The following is a 26661-nucleotide window of genomic DNA, read 5'->3' on the forward strand; positions in this document are numbered from 1 at the left end:
GCACCGGTCCGCGCGGGCGCGTCCTAAAGTGGTCGACGTGCCAAGGATTCGAGCGGCCTCCGTGGCCGAGCACCGGTCGATGCAGCGAGCCGCCCTGCTGGACGCGGCTCGTTCCCTGTTGTCCGAGGGCGGGACGGAGGCGCTGACCTTTCCCGCGCTGGCCGAGCGGACGGGGCTCGCGCGGTCCTCCGTGTACGAGTACTTCCGGTCCCGGGCGGCCGTGGTCGAGGAGCTGTGCGAGGCCGACTTCCCGCTGTGGGCGGCGGAGGTGGCCGCGGCGATGTCGCGCGCGGACTCGCCCGAGGGGAAGGTCGAGGCGTACGTCCGCCGGCAGCTGGCCCTCGTAGGGGACCGGCGGCACCGGGCGGTCGTGGCGATCTCCGCGAGCGAGCTGGACGCCGGGGCGCGGGAGAAGATCAGGGCGGCGCACGGGGAACTGGTCGCGATGATCGTCGAGGCGCTGGGGGAGATGGGGCAGGAGGAGCCGCGGCTGGCGGCGATGCTGCTGCAAGGGGTCGTGGACGCGGCGGTGCGGCGCATCGAACTCGGCGCGGAGGATCCCGCGGTGGTGACGGAGGCGGCCGTGCGCATGGCGCTGCGGGGCGTGCGGGACTGAATCCCCGAGCGGGGCGCGGGGGACCGCGCGACCGGCCATGACGGGGCCGCGGTCAACCGGTGAGCACCGGCAGCAGTCTCGACGGGCCCCTGTCCAGCAGCCACGGTGGCAGCAGGGCCAGAGGATTCAGGTAGGTCTCGCCCCTCAGCAGGCCCCAGTGGACGCACGAGGCGGCACCGCAATGCGCCCCCGCCCGCTCCACCACCCCGATCACCTCGCCCGCCCCCACCGCGTCCCCCTTCTGCACCGACGGGCTCACCGGCTCGTACGTGGTGCGCAGATCCGTCCCCGTCAGCTCCACCGTCACCACCCCTTCGCCGGCCACCCGCCCCGCGAACGAGACCCGGCCCGCCGCCACCGTCCGAACCGGCGTTCCCGTCGCCGCTCCCAGGTCCGCTCCCCGGTGCCCGGGCCCGTACGGCGTCGCGGGAGGCCGCCAGCTCCGCAGGACCGGGGGCCGTACCCCCACCGGCCAGACACGGGCGACCGCGGGCACCCCGGCCGAACCCGGACCCGGAGCTGGACCGGGACCCGGCCCCGAGCGTGCCGGTGAGGCATCCGCCCAGGCCAGATGCCCGAAGGCCAGCAGTGCCAGAGCCACCACCGGGGCCGCCCGAAGCGCCCCGCACCACACAAGTCGTCGCATGCCCCCACCGTCCCGCACCCCGGCGCCCCGCCGCCTTCGCCTGTGTGCTACTCCCCGGTTGTGGACAGTGGCGTCACCCGGTGGCCCGGCGGTCCCGTACACTTCTTCTGGCGATCCGGGTCACCGGGTCGACTTCGCACGCCCCGGTACGGCATCCGGAAACGGTTCGTACCAAGCGCCTCTCGGTCCTTTGCGGCACGGCGCACCGCGGGCGTCAGGCGCGACCGCCGTCCGGCGGACGCGGCACAACCGAGAAACTCAAGGAGATACGGCCATGGCCGTCGTCACGATGCGGGAGCTGCTGGAGAGCGGCGTCCACTTCGGTCACCAGACCCGTCGCTGGAACCCGAAGATGAAGCGCTTCATCTTCACCGAGCGCAACGGCATCTACATCATCGACCTGCTCCAGTCGCTGTCGTACATCGACCGCGCCTACGAGTTCGTCAAGGAGACCGTCGCCCACGGCGGCACGGTCATGTTCGTCGGTACGAAGAAGCAGGCGCAGGAGGCCATCGCCGAGCAGGCCACCCGCGTCGGCATGCCCTACGTCAACCAGCGCTGGCTGGGCGGCATGCTCACCAACTTCTCGACCGTCTACAAGCGTCTGCAGCGCCTCAAGGAGCTTGAGCAGATCGACTTCGAGGACGTCGCGTCCTCCGGTCTGACCAAGAAGGAGCTGCTGGTCCTCTCCCGCGAGAAGGCCAAGCTGGAGAAGACCCTCGGCGGTATCCGCGAGATGCAGAAGGTGCCCAGCGCCGTCTGGATCGTGGACACCAAGAAGGAGCACATCGCCGTTGGTGAGGCCCGGAAGCTGAACATCCCGGTCGTCGCGATCCTCGACACCAACTGCGACCCCGACGAGGTCGACTACAAGATCCCGGGCAACGACGACGCGATCCGCTCCGTCACCCTGCTCACCCGCGTGATCGCCGACGCCGTCGCCGAGGGCCTCATCGCCCGTTCCGGCGTGGCCGCCGGTGACAAGGGCGAGAAGGCCGCGGGCGAGCCGCTCGCCGAGTGGGAGCGCGACCTGCTCGAGGGTGAGAAGAAGGACGAGGCTCCGGCTGCCGAGGCCCCCGCCGTCGAGGCTCCGGCCGCCGAGGCCCCCGCCGTCGAGGCCCCCGCCGCCGAGGCCCCGGCCGAGGAGAAGGCCGCCGAGGGCGAGCAGGCCTGACCCGCCGCGTCAGCGTTTGACAGCGGGGGCGGCGACATGAACTCCGCCCCCGCTGTTCATCCCTAGGTCGGTACGACGTATGCGCTCCGCGTCTACATGTGGATCGCAAACCGTACGGATCTGAAGATCTCCCAGACTTCGAGAAAGACTCACTGACTCATGGCGAACTACACCGCCGCCGACGTCAAGAAGCTCCGTGAGCTCACGGGCGCCGGCATGATGGACTGCAAGAAGGCGCTGGACGAGGCCGAGGGCAACGTCGACAAGGCCGTCGAGGCGCTGCGCATCAAGGGCCAGAAGGGCGTCGCCAAGCGCGAGGGCCGCTCCGCCGAGAACGGCGCCGTGGTCTCCATCATCGCCGACGACAACTCCTCCGGTGTCCTGGTCGAGCTGAAGTGCGAGACGGACTTCGTCGCCAAGGGTGACAAGTTCCAGGCCGTGGCCAAGGCCATCGCCGAGCACGTCGCCAAGTCCTCCCCGGCCGACCTGGAGGCCCTGCTCGCCTCCGAGATCGAGGCCGGCAAGACCGTCCAGGCGTTCGTGGACGAGGCCAACGCCAACCTCGGCGAGAAGATCGTCCTGGACCGCTTCGCGCAGTTCTCCGACGGCTACGTCACGGCCTACATGCACCGCACCATGCCCGACCTGCCCCCGCAGATCGGTGTCCTGGTCGAGCTGGACAAGCCGAACGCCGAGATCGCCAAGGGCGTCGCCCAGCACATCGCCGCGTTCGCGCCGAAGTACCTCTCCAAGGACGAGGTCCCGGCCGAGGTCGTCGAGTCCGAGCGTCGCATCGCCGAGGAGACCACCCGCGCCGAGGGCAAGCCCGAGGCCGCGATCGCGAAGATCGTCGAGGGTCGTCTCAACGGCTTCTTCAAGGACGCCACGCTGCTTGGCCAGCCGTACGCGCTGGACAACAAGAAGTCGGTCCAGAAGGTGCTGGACGAGGCCGGTGTCGCCCTGAAGCGCTTCACGCGCATCAAGGTCGGCATCTGAGTCCGTACCGCGATCGACGCGCGACCCGCGGAGAAATCCCGATAGGGTCGACAGCAGTCGTCCGCGACCACCGCCACACCCGGGTGTGGGGCGGACGGCAGCAGATCTGACGAGGAGGCCATTGCCGCGGATGGGAGCGAAAAGCGACCCCACCGGCAATGGCCTTCTTCGTATGTGCAACACGTGAAAGAGGCGGGATCTCCCATGACCGACACCCAGAAGAGCGACGACGGCAAAGTACGCGGCCGGTTTCTGCTGAAGCTGTCCGGAGAGGCGTTCTCCGGAGGTGGCGGCCTGGGAGTCGACCCGGACGTGGTGCACAAGATCGCCCGTGAGATCGCGGCCGTGGTGCGGGACGGGGCGCAGATCGCGGTCGTCATCGGCGGCGGCAACTTCTTCCGCGGCGCCGAACTCCAGCAGCGCGGCATGGACCGCGCCCGCTCCGACTACATGGGCATGCTCGGCACCGTGATGAACTGCCTCGCCCTCCAGGACTTCCTGGAGAAGGAAGGCATCCAGTCCCGGGTCCAGACCGCCATCACCATGGGTCAGGTCGCCGAGCCGTACATCCCGCTGCGCGCCGTGCGCCACCTGGAGAAGGGCCGCGTGGTCATCTTCGGCGCCGGTATGGGCATGCCCTACTTCTCCACCGACACCACCGCCGCCCAGCGCGCCCTGGAGATCGACGCCGAGGCGCTGCTCATGGGCAAGAACGGCGTGGACGGGGTCTACGACTCCGACCCCAAGGCCAACCCGGACGCCGTCAAGTTCGACGCCCTCGGCTACGGCGAGGTCATCACCCGGGACCTGAAGGTCGCCGACGCCACCGCCATCACGCTGTGCCGCGACAACAAGCTCCCGATCCTCGTCTTCGAGCTTCTCGCGGAGGGCAATATCGCCCGCGCCGTCAAGGGTGAGAAGATCGGCACGCTGGTGGGTGACCAGGGCAGCCGGGACTGACCGGCACGCCCCCCGTCGCCCGGGTACGGCACCTGTCCGAGGGACGGACGGGACGCACCTTGGCCGGGGGATGGACAATGTCCTGCCGGTCGGGAACCGTGCAGGAAGAAGACGCGACGCAGCCGGCCGCCGAACCTCCGAGGGACCGCAGCCGGGCCTCACTCAAGACACGCAGGAGCAAGTGGTGATCGAAGAGACCCTCCTCGAAGCCGAGGAGAAGATGGAGAAGGCCGTCGTGGTCGCCAAGGAGGACTTCGCCGCGATCCGCACCGGCCGTGCGCACCCGGCGATGTTCAACAAGATCGTGGCCGACTACTACGGTGCCCCGACGCCGATCAACCAGCTGGCCTCGTTCTCCGTGCCGGAGCCGCGGATGGCGGTCGTCACGCCGTTCGACAAGACCGCGCTGCGCAACATCGAGCAGGCGATCCGCGACTCCGACCTGGGCGTCAACCCCAGCAACGACGGCAACATCATCCGGGTGGTGTTCCCCGAGCTGACCGAGGAGCGCCGCCGCGACTACATCAAGGTCGCCAAGGGCAAGGGTGAGGACGCCAAGGTCTCCATCCGTTCCGTGCGCCGCAAGGCCAAGGACGCCATCGACAAGATGATCAAGGACGGCGAGATCGGCGAGGACGAGGGCCGCCGTGCGGAGAAGGAGCTGGACGACCTGACGGCGAAGTACGTCGCCCAGGTCGACGAGCTCCTCAAGCACAAGGAAGCGGAGCTGCTCGAAGTCTGATGAGCGACTCTTCCTGGGGGGCGCCGCCACCGGCGGGGCAGACCGGCTACTGGGGGCCCACCGAGGGTGGGCCCGTCCAGGGCGGGGTCGCCCCGGCGGGTCCCGCGTACGACGCGCCCGAGGCGCAGCAGACGCGCCCCATGCCCATCGTGCCCGACGTACCCGCGTATGGCGGAGACCAGGACGACACCCGGGGGGCTGCTCGGCTGAGCGGCCCCTTGTTCCGGGACGAGCCCCAGCCGCAGTACGAGCCCCAGCCGCAGTACGGCACCCCGCCGCAGTACGGCACCGAGCCCCCTTACGGGACGCAGCCGCCGTACGAGCGGCGGCCCGGCCACAGCACCCCGCACCCGCCCGAGGGACCGGGGCCGTACGACTCGTACGGGACGCAGGCCCCGGCGGGGGCGCAGCCGTCGTACGAGCAGCCGCAGCAGCAACTGCAGTACGAGCCGCAGCCGCGGTACGGGCAGCAGCAGCCCTACGGGACGCAGCCGCAGCCCCCGTACGGGACGCCCCAGCCGACCCCGAGTCCGATCCAGAATCCGGAGCCCATGCCCGACGCCCCGCAGCCGCCGCCGGCGCCGCAGAAGAAGAGCGCGGGCCGTGACCTCGGCGCGGCCATAGGCGTCGGCGTGGGACTCGGCGCGGTGATCATCGCGTCGCTGTTCATCGTCAAGGCCGTGTTCGTCGGCGTGATCGCGGTCGCCGTCGTCGTCGGCCTGTGGGAGCTGACCAGCAGGCTCCAGGAGCGCAAGGAGATCAAGGCGCCGCTCGTGCCGCTCGCGGTCGGCGGCGCGGCGATGGTGGTCGCCGGCTATGTGCGCGGCGCCGAGGGCGCGTGGGTCGCCATGGCACTGACCGCACTCGCGGTGCTGGTCTGGCGGATGACGGAACCACCGGAGGGCTACCTCAAGGACGTCACGGCCGGCGTCTTCGCGGCGTTCTACGTGCCCTTCCTGGCCACCTTCGTCGCCCTGTTGCTCACCGCGCACGACGGCCCCTGGCGGGTGCTGACCTTCCTGCTGCTCACCGTCGTCAGCGACACCGGCGCCTATGCCGTCGGCTGGCGCTTCGGCAAGCACAAGCTCGCTCCGCGGATCAGTCCCGGCAAGACCCGCGAGGGCCTGTTCGGCGCGGTGTCGTTCTCGATGGTCGCGGGCGCGCTGTGCATGCAGTTCCTGATCGACGGCGGCCACTGGTGGCAGGGCCTGCTGCTGGGCCTGGCGGTCGCGGCCAGCGCCACCCTGGGAGACCTCGGCGAGTCCATGATCAAGCGCGACCTGGGCATCAAGGACATGGGCACCCTGCTCCCGGGCCACGGCGGCATCATGGACCGCCTGGACTCCCTGCTGCCGACGGCGCCGGTGGTCTGGCTCCTGCTGGTGCTCTTCGTCGGCTCCGCCTGACGAAACCCGGCACCACGCCTTTTCTGCCGTACGGGCCCCCGCCCTGTTTCCCAGGGCGGGGGCCCGTCGTCGTACGGCCTTCCGGTCATCCGGCCCCGCGGGGGTCAGACGACGGTGAGCCGGGTGGGGCGCGGGTAGCGGGCGAGCACGCGGAAGAGCTTCCTGATGTCGGACGGGCTGAGCTTGATGCAGCCGTTGCTTTCGTAGGAGCTCGTTCCCTTCCACAGGCTGCCGCCGCTCTTCGTCATCTTGCTGTGGATGAGGAGCTGGGTGCGCCTGGTCCCGTCGTGGCACTTCTTGTCGCTGAGCGGGATGGCGTACCCGTGGATCTTGACTCCTGGATACCTGGTGGAGCGGGGGCCGACGCTGTAGATGCCCTTCGGCAGCCAGCCCCGGCCCACCGCGCACTCGTCCCGGGCCGCGCTGTGAGCCTTCTTCAGCCCCATCCCGGAGCCGGCCCGGTAGGACGCCAGCACCTTGCCGAGGCGGATCACCTGGAGCCGTGAGTCCAGGGGGTCCGAGGCGTTGCGGACGAACGTCAGCGAGGTGTTCGTGGCGACGCGCGGGGCCCGGTGGTGCGCCGCGCCACTGCCGTGGCGGCCCGGCGTGGGCTGGGCCGGGGCGGCAGCGGTGGCGGGTGCGGCGACGAGACCGGCGGCGAGGACGGTGAGGGCGCCCGCGCCGACGAGGGCGCTGCGGACCCGGCCGAGCGATGCGATGGACATGGCGGATCACTCCTTCGAGGGGATTCACGGGGGGACGCGGCAAAGCGCTCACGCGCGGCTCGCTCCCTGGTTCGGGGCGGTGACACGGGGCCGCGGCGGCTGCCACGACCTGAGAATGGCATCGCTTCCGGCGCTCGCGGCGGCCTTGCCCAGGCATCCTGATGCGGCATCATGCACGGGCCTATGCGCGGCTGTGACCTGCGCTTATGCAGGCTGTGAATCGTGGAGGAACGGTGGCGGAGCAACCTCGGCGGCAGTCGGCCGCGGACCGTGGGGCCGAGTTGTCGGCGCAACTGCGGCGCTGGTGGGAGGCGGCCGGGCGGGAGCGGGACGGCAAGCCCCCGGCCCAGGAGTCGCTGGCCCGCCGGGTCGGCGTGGCGCAGACGACGCTGTCGCGCTACCTCAACCCAGGGCACCGCTCCACGGCACCCGTGGAGGTGGTGCGCGGGCTGCACGCGGCACTGGAGGCTCCGGAGGAGGAACTGGAGCGGGCGCTGGAACTCGCCCGCGGCGCGGCGGACCCCGGGGGCGCGCCGACGGGCGACGGCCGCGAACCCGCGCATCCCCGGACCGCCGGCCCGCATCCCCGGACCGCCGGCCCGCATCCCCGGACCGCCGGCCCGCATCCCCGGACCGCCGGCCCGCATCCCCGGACCGCCGGCCCGGATCCGCGTGCCGCCGGCCCGGACCCGCGTACTGGCGCCCAGGACCCCCGCACCGGCGCCCCCGAGACCCGGCGGCCGCGCCCTCCGAGACGGTTCCCGCGCTTACGGCGCCCCGCGGTCTACGTCGCCCTCGCGCTCGCCCTGTTCTGGCTGGGCCGGGAGTCCGCCCGGCTGATTCCCCCGGCCGTAGGCCGCTCCTCGGCGGCGCCCGCGGCGGGAGCCCCGGTGGCGACGGACGTCCGCGAGGCCTGGCCGACGGTACGCCCCGGTGACCGCGGCACCCTGGTGTGGACCGTGCAGCGGCTGCTGAAGGCGCACCGGGTGCCGATCACGGTCAACGGCGTCTTCGACGACGCCACCGGGGACCGCGTCCGGGCCTTCCAGCACGACAGCGGACTCCAGCCGGACGCGCTGGTCGGGGTGCGGACCTGGTCGATGCTGATCAAGGACACCGCGCCCGGCGATGCCGGGCCACAGGTGGAGGCGGTGCAGGACCTGCTGGCCCGCGCGGGCTGGCCGGCCGACATCACCGGCCGTTTCACCATGGCCACCCACCAGTCGCTCCTCGACTTCCAGCGTGCCCACGGCCTGCCCCCGACCGGCACCGCCGACCGCGCCACCTGGCTGGCCCTGACGGCGGCACGTCCCCGTCCCTGACGGCGGCACCTCCCCGTCCCTGACGGCGGCACCTCCCGGTCCCTCTCCCGGTCCTCGACGCGCGGGCGATCACGTTTGGCGACACGATGGTGACGAAGAGCGGCCCGCGGTGTGGCCCCTGGTTGGGAGCGAGAGATGCCCGAAGTCACCAAGCCGTACGCGACCGGCACTCCGTGCTGGGTCGATCTGATGGCGTCGGACCAGCAGGCCGCGCTGGACTTCTACCGCGACCTGCTCGGCTGGCAGGGCCAGCCGGGACCGGCCGAGTTCGGCGGGTACACGGTCTGCGAGCTGCGCGGCAAGCCCGTGGCGGGCATCGGCCCGAAGCCCCAGGACATGCCGGAACCGCCGCCGACCGTCTGGACCGGCTACCTGGCCACCACCGACGCCCAGGCCACCCAGGACGCGATCGTCTCCGCGGGCGGCACCCTGCTCGTCCCGGTGATGGACGTCGGGAACCTGGGCCGCATGCTGGTCGCCGCCGACCCGCAGGGCGCGGTCTTCGGTGTCTGGCAGCCCGGCGACTTCCACGGTGCCCAGGTGGTCAACGAGCCCGGCGCGCTGACCTGGAACGAGCTGCACACCAGCGACGTGCCCGGCGCCACGGGCTTCTACGGCGAGGCGTTCGGCATCGAGATCGAGCCGATGGAGGGCATGGACTCCTACTGGGCGCTGATGATCGGCGGCCGTGCGGTCGGCGGCGTCACCGAACTCGCGAACGACCCGCCGGGCACCCCGGCCCACTGGCTGACCTACTTCGCGGTCGACGACGTGGACTCCACCGTGGACGCCCTAATCAGGAGCGGCGGCACGGTTCTCGCCCCGCCGTTCGACATGACGGCCGGCCGGATGACGGTCGTCGCCGACCCCCAGGGCGCCCCCTTCGCGATGATCAAACCGAGCCCGATGTGAGCCACGACCAGCTGCCGCGGGTCACCCCGATGGATCTGCGACACTGGTACCACCATGCCCAAGCCCGGAGAACTCACCTTTGTCGCGCCGCGCGGAGCCAAGAAGCCGCCGCGGCATCTCGCCGATCTCTCGCCCGCCGAGCGCAAGGAAGCGGTGGCCGGGATCGGTGAGAAGCCGTTCCGTGCCAAGCAGCTCTCGCAGCATTACTTCGCGCGGTACGCGCACGACCCCGAGCAGTGGACCGACATCCCGGCCGGTTCCCGTGAGAAGCTGCGCGAGGCGCTGTTCCCGGAGCTGATGACGGTCGTCCGGCACCTGTCGACCGACGAGGGCACCACCCGCAAGACGCTGTGGCGGCTGTTCGACGGCACCCTCGTGGAGTCCGTGCTGATGCGGTACCCGGACCGGGTGACCATGTGCATCAGCTCGCAGGCCGGCTGCGGGATGAACTGCCCGTTCTGCGCGACCGGCCAGGCCGGGCTGGACCGCAATCTGTCCACCGCGGAGATCGTCCACCAGATCGTGGACGGCATGCGCGCGCTGCGCGACGGCGAGGTTCCGGGCGGCCCCGCGCGGCTGTCCAACATCGTGTTCATGGGTATGGGCGAGCCGCTCGCCAACTACAAGCGGGTCGTCGGCGCCATCCGCGCGCTCACCGACCCGGCGCCGGACGGCCTCGGCCTGTCCCAGCGCGGGATCACCGTCTCCACCGTCGGGCTGGTGCCGGCCATCCACCGGTTCGCCGACGAGGGCTTCAAGTGCCGCCTCGCCATCTCCCTGCACGCTCCCGACGACGAGCTGCGCGACACCCTCGTCCCCGTGAACACGCGGTGGAAGGTGCGCGAGGTGCTGGACGCCGGGTTCGAGTACGCCGAGAAGAGCGGGCGCCGGCTGTCGATCGAGTACGCCCTCATCCGCGACATCAACGACCAGGCCTGGCGCGGCGACCGGCTCGGCCGGCTGCTCAGGGGCAGGCCCGTGCACGTCAACCTCATCCCGCTGAACCCGACTCCGGGCTCGAAGTGGACCGCCTCGCGGCCCGAGGACGAGAAGGCCTTCGTGGAGGCGATCGCCGCGCACGGTGTGCCGGTGACGATCCGGGACACCCGTGGGCAGGAGATCGACGGAGCCTGTGGTCAGCTCGCGGCCACCGAGCGGTAATCTGGGCCCGTCCCATCACATCTTCATATTCCGACAGGGGAGCGCCACAGCGCTGAGAGTGCGGCATCGGGCCGCAGACCCTCTGAACCTCGCCCAGGTCATTCTGGGTAGGAAGTTCGGTCACTACTCAAGCTGTTGCGCCCTGCCCGGATTTTCCGGACAGGGCCGCGTTCTTCCTGGCCAACCCCAGGAGGACAACCAAGTGCACAAGAAGACCTTCGTGGCCGCGGCGGTCGGGCTCGGCCTGGTCACGCTGTCCGCGTGCGGCTCGACGCAGGGCCAGGGCAAGGCGGACACCAAGACCGTCACCCTCGTCAGCCACGACTCGTGGGCCGTCTCCAAGAGCGTGCTCGCGGACTTCGAGAAGCGGTCCGGGTACAAGGTCCGCGTCCTCAAGGACGGCGACGCCGGACAGGCCGTCAACAAGGCCATCCTGACCAAGGACAACCCGCAGGGCGACGTCCTCTTCGGCGTCGACAACACCCTGCTGTCCCGTGCCCTCGACAACGGCCTGTTCCAGCCGTACACCGCCAAGGGCCTGGACAAGGTCGGCGCCCCGTACCGGCTCGACGGCGCCAAGCACCGCGTCACGCCCGTCGACTACGGCGACATCTGCGTCAACTACGACAAGGCGTACTTCGCCGAGCACCACCTGACGCCGCCCCAGTCCTACGCCGACCTCGCCAAGCCGGAGTACAGGAACCTCCTCGTCACCGAGAACGCGGCCACCGCCTCGCCCGGCCTCGGTTTCCTGCTCGGCAGCGCCGCGCAGTTCGGGGACAAGGGCTGGCAGGACTACTGGAAGAAGCTCAAGGCCAACGGCGTCAAGGTCGTCGACGGCTGGGAGCAGGCCTACTACCAGGAGTTCTCCGGCTCCTCGGAGGGCAAGAAGGCCGGCGGCGACCGGCCGCTCGTCGTGTCGTACGCCTCCTCCCCGCCCGCCGAGGTGATCTACGCCAAGAAGCGCCCCGCCACCGCCCCGACCGGCGTGGCGACCGGCACCTGCTTCCGGCAGATCGAGTTCGCCGGGCTGCTGAGCAACGCGAAGAACCCCGAGGGCGCCAAGGCGTTCCTCGACTTCCTGGTCTCCAAGGAGTTCCAGGAGGACATGCCGCTGAACATGTTCGTCTACCCGGTCGTCGCCGGTGCCAAGGTGCCGGCCGACTTCACGAAGTACGGTCCGGCGGCGCAGCACCCCGAGGTCATGGCCCCCGAGAAGATCGCCGCCAACCGTGACCAGTGGGTCAGGTCGTGGACGTCGCTCGTACTGAAGTGACCGCCCGCGGGCGGGGCGTGCGCGGGGGCGCGGCGCGGCTGGGGCTGCTGGCCCTGCCCGCCGTGTTCTTCGCCGTGTTCTTCGCCTGGCCGGTCGCCGCGATCGTGGCGCGCGGCCTGAGGACGGACGGCGCCTGGCGTCCCGGGCGGATCGCGGACGTGGTCGCGCAGCCGGACATCCGGCACGTGCTGTGGTTCACCTGCTGGCAGGCGCTCGCCTCCACCGCGCTCACCCTGCTGCTCGCGCTGCCCGCCGCGTTCGTCTTCGCCCGCCTGGACTTCCCCGGCAAACAGCTGCTGCGGGCCGTCGTCACCATCCCGTTCGTGCTGCCCACCGTCGTCGCCGGCAGTGCCTTCCTCGCCCTCGTCGGCCACGGTGGACTGCTCGACCAGCTGTGGGGCGTACGCCTGGACACCACCGTGTGGGCGATCCTGCTCGCGCACGTCTTCTTCAACTACGCGGTCGTCGTACGGACGGTCGGCGGGCTGTGGTCCCAGCTCGACCCCCGCCAGGAGGAGGCCGCGCGGATGCTCGGTGCCTCGCCCTGGGGCGCGTTCCGGAAGGTGACGCTGCCCGCCCTCGCGCCCGCCGTCGCCGCCGCCGCGCTGATGGTGTTCCTGTTCACCTTCACCTCCTTCGGCGTGGTCCAGATCCTCGGCGGGCCCACCTTCTCCACCCTCGAAGTGGAGATCTACCGGCAGACCTCCGAGGTCTTCGACCTGTCCACGGCCGCCGTCCTCACCCTCGTCCAGTTCGCCGCCGTCGGCGCGGTCCTCGGCGTCCACGCCTGGACGGTACGGCGCCGGGAGACCGCCCTGCGCCTGGTCGACCCCGGGATCACCGCGCGCCGGCCGCGCGGCGCCGGACAGCGGGCGCTGCTCGCCGGCGTCCTCGCCACCGTCGCGCTGCTCCTGGTGCTGCCGCTCGCCGTCCTCGTCCGCCGCTCCCTGGACGCCCCCGGCTTCGGCTACTACCGGGCGCTGACCCGCACCGACGGGGGTACGTTCCTGGTGGCGCCGGTGCACGCGGTGTGGACCTCGCTCCAGTACGCCGTCGCCGCCACCGCCATCGCCGTGGTGATCGGGGGCCTCGCCGCAGCCGCGCTGGCCCGCCGCGACGCGGGCCGGCTGGTACGGGGCTTCGACGCGCTGCTGATGCTGCCGCTCGGCGTCTCCGCCGTGACCGTCGGCTTCGGCTTCCTGATCGCCCTCGACGAACCGCCGCTGGACCTGCGCCAGTCCTGGGTACTGGTGCCGCTCGCCCAGGCCCTGGTCGGCGCCCCCTTCGTCGTGCGCACCATGCTGCCGGTGCTGCGCGCGGTGGACCTGCGGCTGCGGGAGGCGGCGGCCGTGCTCGGGGCCTCGCCCTGGCGGGTGTGGCGGGAGGTCGATCTGCCGTTGGTGCGCCGGGCGCTGGTCGTCGCGGCCGGGTTCGCGTTCGCCGTCTCGCTCGGCGAGTTCGGCGCGACCGTGTTCATCGCCCGGCCCGACAACCCGACCCTCCCGGTCGCCGTGGCCCGGCTGCTCAGCCGTCCCGGCGACCTCAACTACGGTCAGGCGATGGCCCTTTCGACCATTCTGATGGTGGTGTGCGCGGCCGCCCTGCTCCTCCTGGAGCGGCTGCGCACGGACAGGACGGGGGAGTTCTGATGCTGAGCCTGAAGGGCGCGACCGTGCGCTTCGGCGGGCGGGCCGTGCTGGACGCGGTGGACCTGGAGGTCGCCGAGCACGAGGTGGTGTGCGTCCTCGGCCCCAGCGGCAGCGGCAAGTCCACCCTGCTGCGGGCCGTCGCCGGGCTCCAGCCCCTCGATGCCGGGAGGGTACTGCTCGCGGGGCGCGACCAGGGCGGAGTGCCCGCGCACCAGCGCGGGGTCGGCCTGATGTTCCAGGACCACCAGCTCTTCCCGCAGCGCGACGTGGCCGCCAACGTGGCCTTCGGGCTGCGCATGCACGGCGTGGCGAAGGGCGAACTGGGCCCCCGCGTCGGCGAGTTGCTGGACCTGGTCGGGCTGCCGGGGGCGGGCCGCCGGGCGGTGGCCGGGCTGTCCGGTGGCGAGCAGCAACGCGTCGCCCTCGCCCGCGCGCTCGCCCCCCGGCCCCGGCTGCTGATGCTGGACGAACCCCTCGGCCAGCTCGACCGCTCCCTGCGCGAGCGCCTTGTGGTCGAACTGCGGGAACTCTTCGGACGGTTGGGTACGACCGTGCTCGCCGTCACCCACGACCAGGGCGAGGCGTTCGCGCTGGCCGACCGGGTCGTGGTGATGCGCGACGGGCGGATCGCCCAGTCCGGCACGCCCCTGGAGGTCTGGCAGCGTCCCGCCGACGCGTTCGTGGCCCGCTTCCTCGGCTTCGAGAACGTGGTCCCGGCAACGGTGGTGGGCGCGGTCGCCGACAGCCCCTGGGGCAGGCTGCCGGTGCCACCGGGCGCACCGCAGGGCGGCCGGACGCTGCTGGTCCGGCCCGCCGGGGTACGGCTCGTACCCGCCGAGACCGGCCTGACCTGTACGGTCGCCGCCCGCACCTTCAGGGGCACCCATGTCGCCGTCCACCTCCAGCCCGGGGACGGCCCGCGCCTCGAAGCCGCCTGCGCGCTGCGGGACGCGCCGGAGACCGGAGACACGGTGGGCGCGGAGTTCGACGCGGCCGAAATCGTCGTGCTCGACTGATCGTCCGTCTCCTAGGGTGGGACCATGACGTACCTCGCGCACGAGCGCTACTGCGACGAAATCGCCCTTCAAGTAGAGCAGTTGAGGGGCCTGGTCACCTCCGGCGCCGATCTGTCGGCCACGGTGCCGACCTGCCCGGAGTGGTCGCTCGAACGGCTCGTGCGGCACATGGGCGGCGCTCTGCGCTGGGCGGGCACGATGGTGAAGAGCCGGGCCCAGGAGATGCTTCCGCTGGACCACGTTCCGCTCGGCGGCGGCCCCGAGGAGCAGGGGGACCCGGCCGCGCTGGACGCCTGGCTGGCGGAGAGCGGCGAACTGATCGTCGGCGCGCTGCGCGAGACGGGCCCGGACGCCAAGGTGTGGACCTGGGCCGGCCTGGCCTCCAGCGGCTTCTGGGCCCGCCGGATGGCCCATGAGATCACCATCCACCGCGCCGACGCGGCGCTGACCGTCGGGGCGCCCTACGACGTCGCGCCCGACATCGCGGCCGACGCGCTGGACGAGTGGCTGGAACTGGTGCAGTTCGTGCAGCGCACCGGCGCCCGGGAGTGGGCCGCCGAACTGCGCGTACCCGGCCGCAGCATCCATCTGCACGCCACCGACGCCGATCCGGCGCTGAACGCCGAGTGGCTGATCGAGCTGGGCGAGGACGGCGTCACCTGGCGGCGCGGCCACGAGAAGGCCACGGTCGCCCTGCGCGGCCCGCTCACCTCGGTGCTGCTCGCCTTCTACAACCGGCTGCCGCTGGACACCCCCGGCCTGGAGGTCGTGGGCGAGCGCGAGGTGCTGGAGCTGTGGCTGAAGAACTCCAGCTTCGGCTGAGGGCACGCACGGCGACGGGCCCGCCTCCCGCCTCCTGGTTCTCGGGGCGAGGGCGGGCCCTCGCCGTCAGCCGCCCAGCCGCGCGAGCGCCTCGGGAGCCTCCTCGATCGAGTCCACGAGGGCGATCCGCGGCGCCAACGCCCTTCCCCGCGCGAGGGATCTGAGCAGCGGCCAGGCGGGAAGCTCCCGGGTCCAGTGCTCCCGGTCCACCAGCACCATCGGTCTGGGTTCGCCGCGCGACTCGTAGTAGTTGGGCGTCGCGTTGTCGAAGATCTCCTGTACGGTCCCGGCGGCGCCCGGCAGGAAGACCACCCCGGCGGTGGAGCGGGCCAGCAGACCGTCCTCGCGGGTGGCGTTGGCGAAGTACTTGGCGATGTGCGCGGCGAAGGGGTTCGGCGGCTCATGGCCGTAGAACCAGGTCGGGATGCCTATCGACGCGCCGCCGTCGGGCCAGCGGGCGCGCACCTCGAAGGCGGCGCGCGCCCACTCCGTGACCGACGGCCGGAAGGAGGGTGCCTTGGCGAGCGGCACCAGCGCCTCCTCCAGCATGGTGTCCGCGAACGGGGCGGCGTACGCGCCGAGGTTCGCCGCCTCCATCGCGCCGGGGCCGCCGCCGGTGGCGACCGTGAACCCGGCGCGGGCGAGGGAGCGGCCGAGGCGGGCGGCACCGGCGTACTCGACCGTGCCCCGGGCCATCGCATGGCCGCCCATGACCCCGACCACCCGGCAGCCGTCGAGGACTTCGTCCAGGGCGTCGGAGACGGCGTCGTCGTGGATCGCGCGCAGCATCGAGGCGAGGACGTCGCCGTCCGCCGTCGTACGCAGGAACCAGCCGTAGGCCCGCGCGTCCGGTGTCGACTCGTAGCCCTCCTCCAGCGAGGCGAACAGCTCGTCCGGCGTGTAGGGGCAGCCCCGGTACGGGTCGAAGGGCAGGCCCGGGACCGGCGGGAACACCAGGGCGCCGGACGCGTGCACCCGGGCGGCGGCCTCGGGGGCCATCGGGCAGCCGAGGAAGACGGCGTCCGTGGTGTCGAGGCCGAGCAGCACGCTCGTGCGGCCCGTCAGGTCCACGGCCTGCACGCGGTACCGGGCGAGCGAGCCGCGCCCGGCGACCACCTCGTCGAACTCGGCGAGCGACTCGATCTCATGGGCGCGGGCGGCGCGGCGCGGCCGGGCGGGTGTCGGGTGCACCCGCCCATGCTAGGCGGCGCCCTGTGCGCGACCGGGCCGGGGACGGTTCAGCCCTGGATCGCGGCCGGGTCCATCCACATGACCTCCCAGGTGTGACCGTCGAGGTCGTCGAAGGAGCGGCCGTACATGAAGCCGTGGTCCTGGGCCGGGCCCTCCGTGCCGCCCGCCGCGAGCGCCTTGTCGACCAGCTCGTCGACCTTCTCGCGGCTCTCCGCGCTGAGGCACACCAGCACCTCGCTGGTCGTCGTCGCGTCGGCGATCTCCTTCTTGGTGAAGGTCGCGTAGAACGGCCTGGTGAGCAGCATCGCGACGATGGTGTCGCTGATCACCACGGAGGCGGCGTCGTCGTTCGTGAACTGGGGGTTGATCGAGTAGCCCAGCGCCGTGAAGAACTTCTTCGAGGCGTCGAGGTCGGACACGGGCAGGTTCACGAAGATCATCTGCTGGTACATGGTGGGTGGCTCCCGGTTCGTACTGTTGATTGATTCACCGGGGTAGACGGCGGGCCGCGGCGGAACTCATCGGTGGCCCGGGGATTTTTTTTCCGCGGTGTCTCAATGGGTCAGGGGCAGGGCCGCCAGGGCGGCGATCGCCAGGGTGAGCGGCGTGAAGAAGGCCAGCAGGGCGAGCGTGCGCAGGGCGGCGGCGCCGCGCAGCACCGTGGCGGGGGCGCCGAGGCGGAGCAGCGCCGCGTTGGTCTCGGCGCGGCACTGGCGGGTCTCGACGGCCACCGTCAGCAACGTGGCGAAGGCGCAGCCGGCGACGACCAGCGCGCCGAGGGCGCTCAGCGGTCCGAAGGCGCGGGCGGGGGCGGCGTACAGGGCGGTCAACGCGTACCCGGCGGCGGCGACGGCGCACAGCACGCCGAGGGGGCGGCCGATCCTGGTGGCCTCCGTCATCAGCACGCGGCCGGCGAGGAGGCGGAGGGCGCCGGGGCGGGCGCACTGGAGGAGGCGCCCGCACAGGTGGGTGAGACCGGGGGCGGCGAGCACGACCCCGACGGCGGTGAGGAGCCAGCCGAGGAGGAAGGGGACGGCGCCGGTGTCGAAGGTGGTGAGACCGGGGGCGGCGGACGGGGGCGTACGGCCCGCGTAGGCCTGGGCGGTGAGGCCGGCGGCGAGGAGGGCCACCGCCCAGGGGAGGCCGGTGGGGGTGTCCTCGCCGCCGGCCGAGTCCCCGTCCGGCGCCGGGGGTTCGAGGTCGGTCGCGCTGTCCGGCGCCGCCGGGGCGCCTCCCTCGGTGGCGGTACCGGCGGCGGCGCGTTCGCCCGCGGGTCGGCGGCCGGCCGGCCCGGTGAAGGAGAGGTACCTGCGCTGCGGCCTCGTCGCCGGCCGTGGCTCCCGCGGCCGCAGCACCACCGCCACCGTCGCCGTGGCCGTCCCCGGCACCACCGTCAGGAGGGTCAGGGCGGCCGGTGCCGGGAGGGGTCTGCCGGCGGCCAGGAAGGACGCTCCGGCGCCGTCGAAGGGCATTCCCGTCAGGTCCCCGCGCAGATGGAGGAAGAGGGCCAGGGCGAGGAGGGAGCCCAGGGTGGTGGCGAGGGCTGTGCCGAGCGCGGAGACGGCCATCAGGCGGGCCGGGCCGAGGCCGAGGGCGGAGAGACCGGGGCGCGGGCGGGTGCCGGGGTCGGTGCGGGCGACGGCGACCGCGAAGTGGACCGTCGCCGCGACCGGCACCACGCACCAGGCCAGCCGCAGCGCGCCCGCGCCCGCGGTCCCGGGGTGGCCGAGGGCGTAGCCGAGGCAGGACAGCAGCAGGAAACCGGTGCCCGCGGAGGCCGCCGCCACCAGCAGGCGGCGCAGCTGGACGGCGGGCCGGGCCGCGCGGGTCAGACGGAGATCGAGCACGCGGCCCGGCCTCCCGCGTCGGGGATCTCCGGCAGGTGTACGGTCCGCACCGGCCGGCCGTCCAGCAGGGTCACCGTGCGGTCGGCGACGGCCGCGGTCTCCGGGTCGTACGTCGCGAGGACCACGGTGATGCCGTGCGAGCGGGCGGCGCTGGTGAGGGTGCGCAGCACATGGCCGCGGTCCGCGCGGTGCAGCGGGGCCGTGGGCTCGTCGGCGAACAGCACGGTCGGCGCCGGGGCCAGGGCGCGGGCGATCGAGACCCGCTGGCGCTCGGACTGGCGCAGCCGGTGCGGGCGCTTGCGGGCCGCTTCCCCGACGTCCAGACGCTCCAGCCACTCCAGCGCGGTGGCCTTGGCCCGGCGGCGGCTGGTGCCGCGCAGCATCAGCGGCAGCGCGGCGTTCTCCCAGGCGTTCAGCTCGGGGACCAGGGCCGGTTCGGGGCCGATCCAGCAGAAGCGGTCGCGGCGCAGCCGCTCGCGGTGCGCCGGGCCGAGGGTGTGCAGGGGCGTGCTGTTGAACCAGACCTCGCCCTCCCGCACCGGCACCAGCCCGGACAGACAGCGCAGCAGGGTCGTCTTGCCGCTGCCCCGGGGGCCGCTGACGGCGAGGATCTCGCCCTCCCGGACCGCGAGCGAGACCCCGGCGAGTCCGGGGGAGCCGTCGGGGTGAGTGAAGTGCAGGGACCGTGCCCACAGCACGTCGTTGTCCGGCGGAGCCTCCATGGGCGTACACCTCGGTTCTGATCCGTTTTCCCGTGCCCGTTCCTCCATACGGGGGAACGAAGGCAGGGCCGATCGGTCACTGGCACGCTAGGCAGCCGCCGCACGGTGGCCGGACAGCACACGGCCCCGGGCCGCCGTTCTCACTCGAACGGGCGGCTCCGGGGCCGGTCGCGGTCACACCGTCAGCTGATTACAGCTTGGTCCACGCCTCCGTGAGGGTGGCGCGCAGGATCTGCTCGATCTCGTCGAACGTCTCCTGGTTGGAGATCAGCGGCGGGGCGAGCTGGATGACCGGGTCGCCGCGGTCGTCGGCACGGCAGTACAGGCCGTTGTCGAACAGCGCCTTGGAGAGGAAGCCGTACAGGACGCGCTCGGTCTCCTCGTCGTTGAAGGACTCCTTGGTGGCCTTGTCCTTCACCAGCTCGATGCCGTAGAAGAAGCCGTTGCCGCGGACGTCGCCGACGATCGGCAGGTCGTGCAGCTTCTGGAGCGTCTGGAGGAAGTTGCCCTCGTTGTCCAGCACGTGCTGGTTGAGGTTCTCGCGCTCGAACAGGTCGAGGTTGGCGAGGCCCACGGCGGCGGAGACCGGGTGGCCACCGAAGGTGTAGCCGTGCAGGAAGGTGTTGTCACCCTTGTAGAACGGCTCCGCCAGGCGGTCGGAGACGATGCAGGCGCCGATCGGGGAGTAGCCCGAGGTCATGCCCTTGGCGCAGGTGATCATGTCCGGGACGTAGCCGAACTTGTCGCACGCGAACATCGTGCCGAGGCGGCCGAAGGCGCAGATGACCTCGTCCGAGACGAGCAGCACGTCGTACTTGTCGCAGATCTCGCGCACGCGCTGGAAGTAGCCGGGCGGCGGCGGGAAGCAGCCACCGGCGTTCTGTACCGGCTCCAGGAAGACCGCGGCGACGGTGTCCGGGCCCTCGAAGAGGATCTGCTGCTCGATCTGGTCGGCGGCCCAGCGGCCGAAGGCCTCCGGGTCGTCACCGAAGATCGGCGCGCGGTAGATGTTGGTGTTCGGCACCTTGTGCGCGCCCGGCACCAGCGGCTCGAAGGGGGCCTTCAGGGCCGGCAGGCCGGTGATGGACAGGGCGCCCTGCGGGGTGCCGTGGTAGGCGACCGCGCGGGAGATGACCTTGTACTTGGTGGGCTTGCCGGTCAGCTTGAAGTACTGCTTGGCCAGCTTCCAGGCGGTCTCGACCGCCTCGCCGCCGCCGGTGGTGAAGAAGACCTTGTTCAGGTCGCCCGGGGCGTGGTGCGCGAGGCGCTCGGCGAGCTCGATGGCCTTCGGGTGGGCGTAGGACCACACCGGGAAGAAGGCCAGCTCCTGGGCCTGCTTGGACGCGGTCTCGGCGAGCTCCGTGCGGCCGTGCCCGGCCTGGACCACGAACAGGCCCGCGAGACCGTCGAGGTAGCGCTTGCCCTTGTCGTCGTAGACGTAGGTGCCCTCGCCCCGGACGATGGTCGGGACGGGGGAGTTCTCGTACGAGGACATGCGGGTGAAGTGCATCCACAGGTGGTCGTACGCGGTGCGGCTGAGGTCCTTCTGGGTCACGGTTATCGGGTTCCCCACATGTAGGTCTGCTTCTTCAGCTTCATGTAGACGAAGCTCTCGGTGGAGCGCACGCCGGGCAGCGCCCGGATGCGTTTGTTGATGACGTCCAGCAGGTGGTCGTCGTCCTCGCAGACGATCTCCGCGAGGATGTCGAACGAGCCCGCGGTCATCACCACGTACTCGACTTCCGACATGGCCGTCAGCGTGTCAGCGATCGACTCGACATCGCCCTCGACATGGATGCCGACCATCGCCTGCCGGCGGAAGCCCACGGTGAGCGGGTCCGTGACGGCGACGATCTGCATCACGCCCTGGTCCAGCAGCTTCTGGACGCGCTGGCGCACGGCCGCCTCCGACAGGCCGACGGCCTTGCCGATCGCGGCGTACGGCCGGCGGCCGTCCTCCTGGAGCTGCTGAATGATGGCGAGGGAGACGGCATCCAACGTCGGGGTGCCGTTCCTGGACTCGCGGGACGAGTCCCTCTGGTCTGCGCTTCGACTGGCCACGCGCTCACTGTGCACGAGGTCTCGTCAGTTTCGCAAGCCCTGATCGATGAAATTCGTTGTTTAAGGGATCGATGCTTGCGGATTTCGCAGAAGTGACGGTGCCGGGGGTGTTGAAAACGTGGGCGTGACCACTAGTGTGGGGTGTCTCAGTGACCGGACAGCGGTACGCGCTGTCCGGACTGGACCGCTCGAACCCTCGAACCAGATCAGGAGGCCGGCAGTGAGCACCGAGCTGCGTCGTCTGCGCAACTACATCGACGGTGAGTTCCGGGACGCCGCCGACGGACGGACCACCGAGGTGGTCAACCCCGCGACGGGCGAGGCGTACGCGACCGCGCCGCTGTCCGGACAGGCGGACGTGGACGCGGCCATGGCGGCCGCCGCCCGCGCCTTCCCGGCCTGGCGCGACGCCACGCCGGCCGAGCGCCAGCGGGCCCTGCTGAAGATCGCGGACGCGTTCGAGGAGCGCGCCGAGGACCTGATCGCGGCCGAGGTGGAGAACACGGGCAAGCCCACCGGGCTCACCCGCTCCGAGGAGATCCCGCCGATGGTCGACCAGATCCGCTTCTTCGCCGGTGCGGCGCGGATGCTGGAGGGGCGGTCGGCCGGCGAGTACATGGAGGGGATGACCTCGATCATCCGCCGCGAGCCGATCGGCGTCTGCGCCCAGGTCGCGCCGTGGAACTACCCGATGATGATGGCCGTGTGGAAGTTCGCCCCGGCGCTCGCCGCGGGCAACACGGTCGTCCTCAAGCCCTCCGACACCACCCCCGCCTCCTCGGTGCTGATCGCGGAGATCATCGGCTCGGTGCTGCCCAAGGGCGTCTTCAACGTCATCTGCGGAGACCGTGACACCGGCCGCCTGATGGTCGAGCACGAGACCCCGGCGATGGCCTCCATCACCGGCTCCGTGCGCGCCGGCATGTCCGTCGCCGAGTCCGCGTCCAAGGACCTCAAGCGGGTCCACCTGGAGCTGGGCGGCAAGGCGCCGGTCGTCGTCTTCGAGGACACCGACATCGCCAAGGCCGTCGAGGACATCTCGGTGGCGGGCTTCTTCAACGCCGGCCAGGACTGCACCGCCGCCTGCCGCGTCCTCGTCCACGAGTCCATCCACGACGAGTTCGTGGCCGCGCTGGCCAAGGCCGCGGAGGAGACGAAGACCGGGCAGCCCGACGACGAGGACGTGCTCTACGGCCCGCTGAACAACCCCAACCAGCTCAAGCAGGTCGAGGGCTTCATCGAGCGCCTGCCCGCGCACGCGCGCGTCGAGGCCGGTGGCAAGCGGGTCGGCGACAAGGGCTACTTCTTCGCGCCGACCGTGGTCTCCGGCGTCAAGCAGGACGACGAGATCATCCAGAAGGAGGTCTTCGGCCCCGTCATCACCGTCCAGTCCTTCACGGACGAGGACCAGGCCGTCGAGTTCGCCAACGGCGTCGAGTACGCGCTGGCCTCCTCGGTGTGGACCAAGGACCACGCGCGCGCGATGCGCATGTCCAAGAAGATGGACTTCGGCTGCGTGTGGATCAACACCCACATCCCGCTGGTCGCGGAGATGCCGCACGGCGGCTTCAAGAAGTCCGGCTACGGCAAGGACCTCTCGGCGTACGGCTTCGAGGACTACACGCGGATCAAGCACGTGATGACGTCGCTGGACGCGTGACGCTCCGCTGAGTTCGGCCCTGCGGTGTCGCATGCGCGGCCCCCTCGGACGGGATCGACCCCCGTCCGAGGGGGCCGCGGCGTCTCAGGCGGGTCCACCGGCACGCCGGCCGGCGTGGAGGGGGCGTGGAGGGAGGCCGGCAGGGCGGCGCCGCGGGCCCCGTCAGGCGGTGACCGCGTGCGGCGGCAGCGACCGCTCGGCACACAGGAGGATCGCCGCGCCGGTCAGAACCATCAGCGCGAGAACGGTCCACAGGTGCCACTGGCCCGCGTCGAGCAGGAATCCCAGCAGCATGGGCGCGATGGTGCGGCAGACCGACCAGGACAGCTGGTAGACCGACAGGTACCGTCCCCGCAGGTGATCGGGCGCGGCCTGGACGGACAGGCTCTGCGAGGGCGGGGAGTGGACGAGTTCCCCGGCGGTGTAGAGCACCGCCACCGCGAGGACGGCGACGATGGCGTGCGGGCCGCTGACGAGGCGGGGGAGGACGGCGAAGGCGGCGAAGGAGAGCGCGAAGACGACGGCGCCGAGCGCGGCCGCACGCGTGCGTCTGCCGCGTAGGGTCAGACGGGCGGCGGGGACGCCGAGCGCGGCGACCAGGGCGGTGTTGACCGCGAAGACGGCCCCGGCCAGGGCGTCGGGCATGGCGACATCGCGGGTGAGGAAGACGGGCAGGGCCATGGCCTGGGTGGTGTAGCCGAAGGCGATCAGGAAATTGGCCGCCGTGATCAGCAGGTAGGGCCGGTCGGCGAGCACCTGCCGGTACCCCTCGCCCTTCTCCGGCGGCTCGACGCGGCCGCGGACGTTCGGGATCCGGACCACCAGCACCGCGGCGACGGCGAAGAGCGACGCCAGAACCTCGGCGGCCGCGACGAAGCCGGCGGCGCCGTTCAGGGCGAGCATGCCGGCCGCCACCAGGCTGCCGCACCCCATGCCGGCGTTGCGCAGGCTGCGGTCCCACGCCAGAAGCCGGTCACGCTCGGCGCCCCGGGCGATGTCGCCGATGAGTGCCTGCTGGCTCGGCGAGGAGGCCCACATCCCCACCGCGACCGCCAGGGCGATCGCCAGGAAGGCGGGGTAGGAGCCGGCGAACGGGTAGGCGGCGAAGCCGAGCGCGCGTAACGCGAGCACGCCGATGAGCACCCGCCGGCCGCCGAACCGGTCGACGGCGATGCCCACGACGGGCATGAACGCCAGCGCGCAGAGCCCGGCGATCGTCAGGCCCGCGCCGATCGATGTCAGGGACAGGCCGGTGAGCGAGTGCACGAACAGCATCGTCAGCGGCACGTATATGCCGTCGCCGATCGAGCCGACCAGGCTCGCGGTGATGAGGCGGCGGGTGGGAACGCCGGCCTCAGCGGAGGTCGAGCGCACCCCGGCCCCGCTTCAGCTCGGCGAACGCCCCCGTCCCGGCCAGGATCCGGGTGGCCTGGAACAGCCGAACCGCCTCCTCGCCCCTCGGTACGGAGGTGAGGACGGGGCCGAAGAAACCGGCGCCGTCCACGGTGACGACGGGCGTCCCGGCCTCCTCGCCGACCGCCTCCTGCCCGGCCTGGTGGCTGGCGCGCAGTGCCGCGTCGAATTCGCCGGTGTGAGCGGCCTTCGCCAGGGACGCGGGCAGCCCCGACTCGTCGAGGGACTCGGGGATGACCACGTCGTAGTCCTTGTTCCCCTCCACGTGCACGCGTCTGCCGAGCGCGGTGTACAGGTCGCGCAGGACCACGTTGCCGTGGAGGGCTTCGGCGGCCGCGCACACCCGGGCCGGCCCCCAGGCCCGGTCGTTGAACTCGCGGTACCAGGGCTCGAGTTCGCGGTGCTCGTTGAGCACCGACAGGCTCATGATCCGGAAGCGCAGGTCGATCGGCTGGAGCCGTTCGACCTCGAGCAGCCACCGGGAGGTGGCCCAGACGAAGGGGCAGGAGGGGTCGAAGTAGCAGACGACCGACGCGGTGGCTCGGGGAGCGAGATTATCTTCCACGGAAGATAGATTACCATCCGTGGAAGATATAATGGAAGCCATGCAGCCCGACCCCATCGCCGCCATCGTCGAACAGTGGAAACGCGAGAGGCCCGACCTCGATGCGACACCGATGCTCGTCATCGGCCGGCTCTTCCGGCTGACCAGCGCGCTGGACCAGCGGCTGCGCCCGCCTTTCGGGGCCGCGGACCTGGGGAGCGGCGACTTCGACGTGCTCGCGGCGCTTCGGCGTTCGGGGGCGCCCTACGCCCTGTCCGCGGGCGAGTTGAGCCGTACCGTCCTGGTCACCACCGGCGCGATCACCAAGCGGGTCGACCGGCTCGAAGCCCGTGGCCTGGTCGGCAGGTCGGTGGCCCAGGGTGATTCGCGCGGACGTCTCATCACCCTCACCGCCGACGGCGTCGAACTGACCGACGACCTCATCGCCGTCCACCTGGACAACCAGCGCCGGCTCCTCGCCGGGCTCACCGAGGACGAGCGGACTCAGCTCGCCGACCTGCTGGGACGACTCGCCCTCACGCTCACCCCGGGCGACGACTGAACCCCCGGGAGCGCTCCGGCGGACCTCGTGCCGGCCGACGGCACGAGGAGCCGCAGGCCCGCCTCCGAACTCGTGCCGACCCGGGCCGAGTAGGCGATCATCCGCTGGTCGGCGGCGCCGGGCACCAGCAGGCTCTGGAAGGACAGTTCGAGCGGGCCGACGAGGGGGTGGTCCATCTCCTTGGTGCCGGCGACGCAGGTGCGCACCGGGTGGCGGGCCCAGCGTTTCGCGAACTCCTCGCTGTTCACGGTGAGTTCGCCGACCAGCTCGGCGAGCTGCTTGTCGTGGGGGTGCCGGCCGACGACCAGCCGCAGTGAGGCGACGGCGAGTTGGGCCTCGTCCTGCCAGTGCGGGTAGAGGGCGCGGGTGCGCTCGTCCAGGAAGAGCATCCGGGTCAGATTCGGGCGGCGCGCGGGGTGTTCCGGCGCGTCGAAGTCCAGATGCGCGGCCAGGAGGAGATGGCCCATCGCGTTCCACGCGAGGATGTCGTTGCGCCGGTCCAGGACCAGGGCCGGGGTCTCCGTGAAGGTGTCGATGAGCTGCCGGATGCCGGGCTCGGCGCAGACGGTGCGCGGGGCCGGGGCGCGCCGGGGGCCGGGCCGGCCGGGCCGGGCGAGATCCATGAGGTGGCTGTGCTCGTCGGGGGTCAGGCGCAGCGTGCGGGCGATCGCGTCGAGGACCGAGTCGGAGACCTGGTGGGTACGGCCCTGCTCCAGCCGGGTGTAGTGGGTGACGCTGAGCCCGGCCGCCAGCGCCAGTTCCTCGCGGCGCAGCCCTGGCACCCGGCGCCGTTCCCCGAGCCGGGGGAGTCCGATCTCCTCGGGGGTGAGGGCGGCCCGGCGGCTGCGCAGGAAGTCGCTGAGTTCGGAGAAGTCAGGCATGCGAGGCCCTTCCGGTGCGTCCGGTGACGTGTGTGCTTCAGGTCCAACGGCGGAAGTGGCCGGGTCCTTCCCGCGCTGGGTGGTCATGGCGTGACCACCCAACGCCGGGCGAGTCAACTTCGGGGTCTGGGTAGGGGCCGTACCCGGTCGCAGGATTCCTTCGGTCGACGCCGTCGTGGCCGTCGAAGCTTCTCGGAGGGAATCTCATGTCTGTTGTCGATGATGTGGTGGAGGGGACGGTCTCGGCCGGACCCGGGTCGGGGCGGCTGACGTCGCGGATGCGGCTGACGCTGGTGGTGCTGCTGGTCGCGCAGTTCATGCTCGCGGTGGACTTCTCGATCCTGAACGTGGCGTTGC

The 26661-nt window shown here is 71.8% G+C and carries 26 protein-coding genes and 1 pseudogene; 16 read left to right on the forward strand and 11 right to left on the reverse strand.

Going from position 1 to position 26661, the window contains the following annotated elements; genetic code table 11:
* Positions 1–61 precede the first annotated feature (61 nt).
* Positions 62–616: a TetR/AcrR family transcriptional regulator gene (locus ACWDD7_RS28780; protein WP_351867739.1), complete on the forward strand. Its 555-nt coding sequence runs from the start codon at positions 62–64 to the stop codon at positions 614–616.
* A gap of 52 nt (positions 617–668) precedes the next feature.
* Here the strand turns inward: ACWDD7_RS28780 and ACWDD7_RS28785 are convergent, their stop codons facing one another.
* Positions 669–1262 (reverse strand): peptidoglycan DD-metalloendopeptidase family protein, encoded by a 594-nt coding sequence (locus ACWDD7_RS28785; RefSeq protein WP_450459538.1) that lies wholly within the window; start codon positions 1260–1262, stop codon positions 669–671.
* A gap of 274 nt (positions 1263–1536) precedes the next feature.
* On the opposite strand from ACWDD7_RS28785, the gene rpsB reads away from it, so the two are divergent.
* The 5 genes from rpsB (at position 1537) to ACWDD7_RS28810 (ending at position 6540) form a co-directional block, all read left to right on the forward strand.
* Complete coding sequence (rpsB, locus tag ACWDD7_RS28790; protein WP_450459539.1) at positions 1537–2436, forward strand: 30S ribosomal protein S2; 900 nt, start codon at positions 1537–1539, stop codon at positions 2434–2436.
* 159 nt (positions 2437–2595) lie between these two features.
* On the forward strand, positions 2596–3432 hold the full coding sequence (gene tsf, locus ACWDD7_RS28795; protein WP_351867598.1) for a translation elongation factor Ts: 837 nt from the start codon (positions 2596–2598) through the stop codon (positions 3430–3432).
* Positions 3433–3636: 204 nt separating this feature from the next.
* Positions 3637–4392, forward strand: a complete 756-nt coding sequence (gene pyrH, locus ACWDD7_RS28800) for a UMP kinase (protein ID WP_285560289.1) — start codon at positions 3637–3639, stop codon at positions 4390–4392.
* A gap of 184 nt (positions 4393–4576) precedes the next feature.
* Complete coding sequence (gene frr, locus ACWDD7_RS28805) at positions 4577–5134, forward strand: ribosome recycling factor (protein ID WP_351867594.1); 558 nt, start codon at positions 4577–4579, stop codon at positions 5132–5134.
* 140 nt (positions 5135–5274) lie between these two features.
* The gene (locus ACWDD7_RS28810) at positions 5275–6540 is read left to right on the forward strand and encodes a phosphatidate cytidylyltransferase (RefSeq protein WP_450459549.1); all 1266 of its coding nucleotides are present in this window, start codon (positions 5275–5277) and stop codon (positions 6538–6540) included.
* 104 nt (positions 6541–6644) lie between these two features.
* Here ACWDD7_RS28810 and ACWDD7_RS28815 read toward each other — a convergent pair whose 3' ends face one another.
* Positions 6645–7265, reverse strand: coding sequence for a L,D-transpeptidase (locus ACWDD7_RS28815; protein ID WP_450459540.1), 621 nt, complete (start codon positions 7263–7265; stop codon positions 6645–6647).
* Between the two features lie 233 nt (positions 7266–7498).
* On the opposite strand from ACWDD7_RS28815, the gene ACWDD7_RS28820 reads away from it, so the two are divergent.
* From ACWDD7_RS28820 to ACWDD7_RS28850, 7 genes are all read left to right on the forward strand, one after another.
* Positions 7499–8587 carry a peptidoglycan-binding domain-containing protein gene (locus ACWDD7_RS28820; RefSeq protein WP_450459541.1) on the forward strand — a complete coding sequence of 363 codons (1089 nt, stop codon included), beginning with the start codon at positions 7499–7501 and terminating at the stop codon, positions 8585–8587.
* A 135-nt stretch (positions 8588–8722) separates the two neighbouring features.
* The gene (locus ACWDD7_RS28825; protein ID WP_450459542.1) at positions 8723–9499 is read left to right on the forward strand and encodes a VOC family protein; all 777 of its coding nucleotides are present in this window, start codon (positions 8723–8725) and stop codon (positions 9497–9499) included.
* Positions 9500–9553: 54 nt separating this feature from the next.
* Positions 9554–10660, forward strand: coding sequence for a 23S rRNA (adenine(2503)-C(2))-methyltransferase RlmN (gene rlmN, locus ACWDD7_RS28830; RefSeq protein ID WP_351878710.1), 1107 nt, complete (start codon positions 9554–9556; stop codon positions 10658–10660).
* Positions 10661–10862: 202 nt separating this feature from the next.
* Entirely contained in the window at positions 10863–11936 is a 1074-nt protein-coding gene (locus ACWDD7_RS28835) for a thiamine ABC transporter substrate-binding protein (protein WP_450459543.1), read from the forward strand.
* 47 nt (positions 11937–11983) lie between these two features.
* Positions 11984–13585: an ABC transporter permease gene (locus ACWDD7_RS28840; RefSeq protein ID WP_450459550.1), complete on the forward strand. Its 1602-nt coding sequence runs from the start codon at positions 11984–11986 to the stop codon at positions 13583–13585.
* Positions 13582–14601 carry an ABC transporter ATP-binding protein gene (locus ACWDD7_RS28845; protein ID WP_450459551.1) on the forward strand — a complete coding sequence of 340 codons (1020 nt, stop codon included), beginning with the start codon at positions 13582–13584 and terminating at the stop codon, positions 14599–14601. The genes ACWDD7_RS28840 and ACWDD7_RS28845 overlap by 4 nt, the downstream gene beginning before the upstream one ends.
* A 24-nt stretch (positions 14602–14625) precedes the next feature.
* Positions 14626–15423 (forward strand): maleylpyruvate isomerase family mycothiol-dependent enzyme, encoded by a 798-nt coding sequence (locus ACWDD7_RS28850; RefSeq protein ID WP_450459544.1) that lies wholly within the window; start codon positions 14626–14628, stop codon positions 15421–15423.
* Between the two features lie 66 nt (positions 15424–15489).
* Here the strand turns inward: ACWDD7_RS28850 and ACWDD7_RS28855 are convergent, their stop codons facing one another.
* The 6 genes from ACWDD7_RS28855 to ACWDD7_RS28880 form a co-directional block, all read right to left on the reverse strand.
* On the reverse strand, positions 15490–16614 hold the full coding sequence (locus ACWDD7_RS28855; RefSeq protein WP_351878722.1) for an LOG family protein: 1125 nt from the start codon (positions 16612–16614) through the stop codon (positions 15490–15492).
* Between the two features lie 47 nt (positions 16615–16661).
* Positions 16662–17066 (reverse strand): VOC family protein, encoded by a 405-nt coding sequence (locus ACWDD7_RS28860; protein ID WP_351878725.1) that lies wholly within the window; start codon positions 17064–17066, stop codon positions 16662–16664.
* Between the two features lie 102 nt (positions 17067–17168).
* Positions 17169–18461: a hypothetical protein gene (locus ACWDD7_RS28865; protein ID WP_450459545.1), complete on the reverse strand. Its 1293-nt coding sequence runs from the start codon at positions 18459–18461 to the stop codon at positions 17169–17171.
* Positions 18443–19183 (reverse strand): ABC transporter ATP-binding protein, encoded by a 741-nt coding sequence (locus ACWDD7_RS28870; protein ID WP_392218634.1) that lies wholly within the window; start codon positions 19181–19183, stop codon positions 18443–18445. The genes ACWDD7_RS28865 and ACWDD7_RS28870 overlap by 19 nt, the downstream gene beginning before the upstream one ends.
* A gap of 190 nt (positions 19184–19373) precedes the next feature.
* On the reverse strand, positions 19374–20756 hold the full coding sequence (locus ACWDD7_RS28875) for an aspartate aminotransferase family protein (RefSeq protein WP_351881176.1): 1383 nt from the start codon (positions 20754–20756) through the stop codon (positions 19374–19376).
* The gene (locus tag ACWDD7_RS28880) at positions 20741–21259 is read right to left on the reverse strand and encodes an Lrp/AsnC family transcriptional regulator (RefSeq protein WP_285560312.1); all 519 of its coding nucleotides are present in this window, start codon (positions 21257–21259) and stop codon (positions 20741–20743) included. Before ACWDD7_RS28880 ends, ACWDD7_RS28875 begins: the two co-directional genes overlap by 16 nt.
* A 205-nt stretch (positions 21260–21464) precedes the next feature.
* Between ACWDD7_RS28880 and ACWDD7_RS28885 the strand changes: the two genes are divergently transcribed.
* Positions 21465–22904, forward strand: a complete 1440-nt coding sequence (locus ACWDD7_RS28885; RefSeq protein WP_285560315.1) for a gamma-aminobutyraldehyde dehydrogenase — start codon at positions 21465–21467, stop codon at positions 22902–22904.
* A gap of 162 nt (positions 22905–23066) precedes the next feature.
* On the opposite strand, the gene ACWDD7_RS28890 is transcribed toward ACWDD7_RS28885, so the two are convergent.
* Entirely contained in the window at positions 23067–24278 is a 1212-nt protein-coding gene (locus ACWDD7_RS28890) for an MFS transporter (RefSeq protein ID WP_351881509.1), read from the reverse strand.
* Positions 24259–24882 (reverse strand): mycothiol-dependent nitroreductase Rv2466c family protein, encoded by a 624-nt coding sequence (locus tag ACWDD7_RS28895; RefSeq protein WP_450459546.1) that lies wholly within the window; start codon positions 24880–24882, stop codon positions 24259–24261. Before ACWDD7_RS28895 ends, ACWDD7_RS28890 begins: the two co-directional genes overlap by 20 nt.
* Before the next feature lie 40 nt (positions 24883–24922).
* Between ACWDD7_RS28895 and ACWDD7_RS28900 the strand changes: the two genes are divergently transcribed.
* Positions 24923–25423 carry a MarR family winged helix-turn-helix transcriptional regulator gene (locus ACWDD7_RS28900; RefSeq protein WP_450459547.1) on the forward strand — a complete coding sequence of 167 codons (501 nt, stop codon included), beginning with the start codon at positions 24923–24925 and terminating at the stop codon, positions 25421–25423.
* Here ACWDD7_RS28900 and ACWDD7_RS28905 read toward each other — a convergent pair.
* Positions 25366–26304: a helix-turn-helix domain-containing protein gene (locus tag ACWDD7_RS28905; protein ID WP_351881500.1), complete on the reverse strand. Its 939-nt coding sequence runs from the start codon at positions 26302–26304 to the stop codon at positions 25366–25368. The two genes, ACWDD7_RS28900 and ACWDD7_RS28905, sit on opposite strands and share 58 nt — an antisense overlap.
* A gap of 206 nt (positions 26305–26510) precedes the next feature.
* Between ACWDD7_RS28905 and ACWDD7_RS28910 the strand changes: the two are divergent.
* Positions 26511–26661: pseudogene (locus ACWDD7_RS28910) on the forward strand (MFS transporter); the annotation flags it as partial.

It is taken from the genome of Streptomyces sp. NPDC001056 (assembly GCF_053598955.1).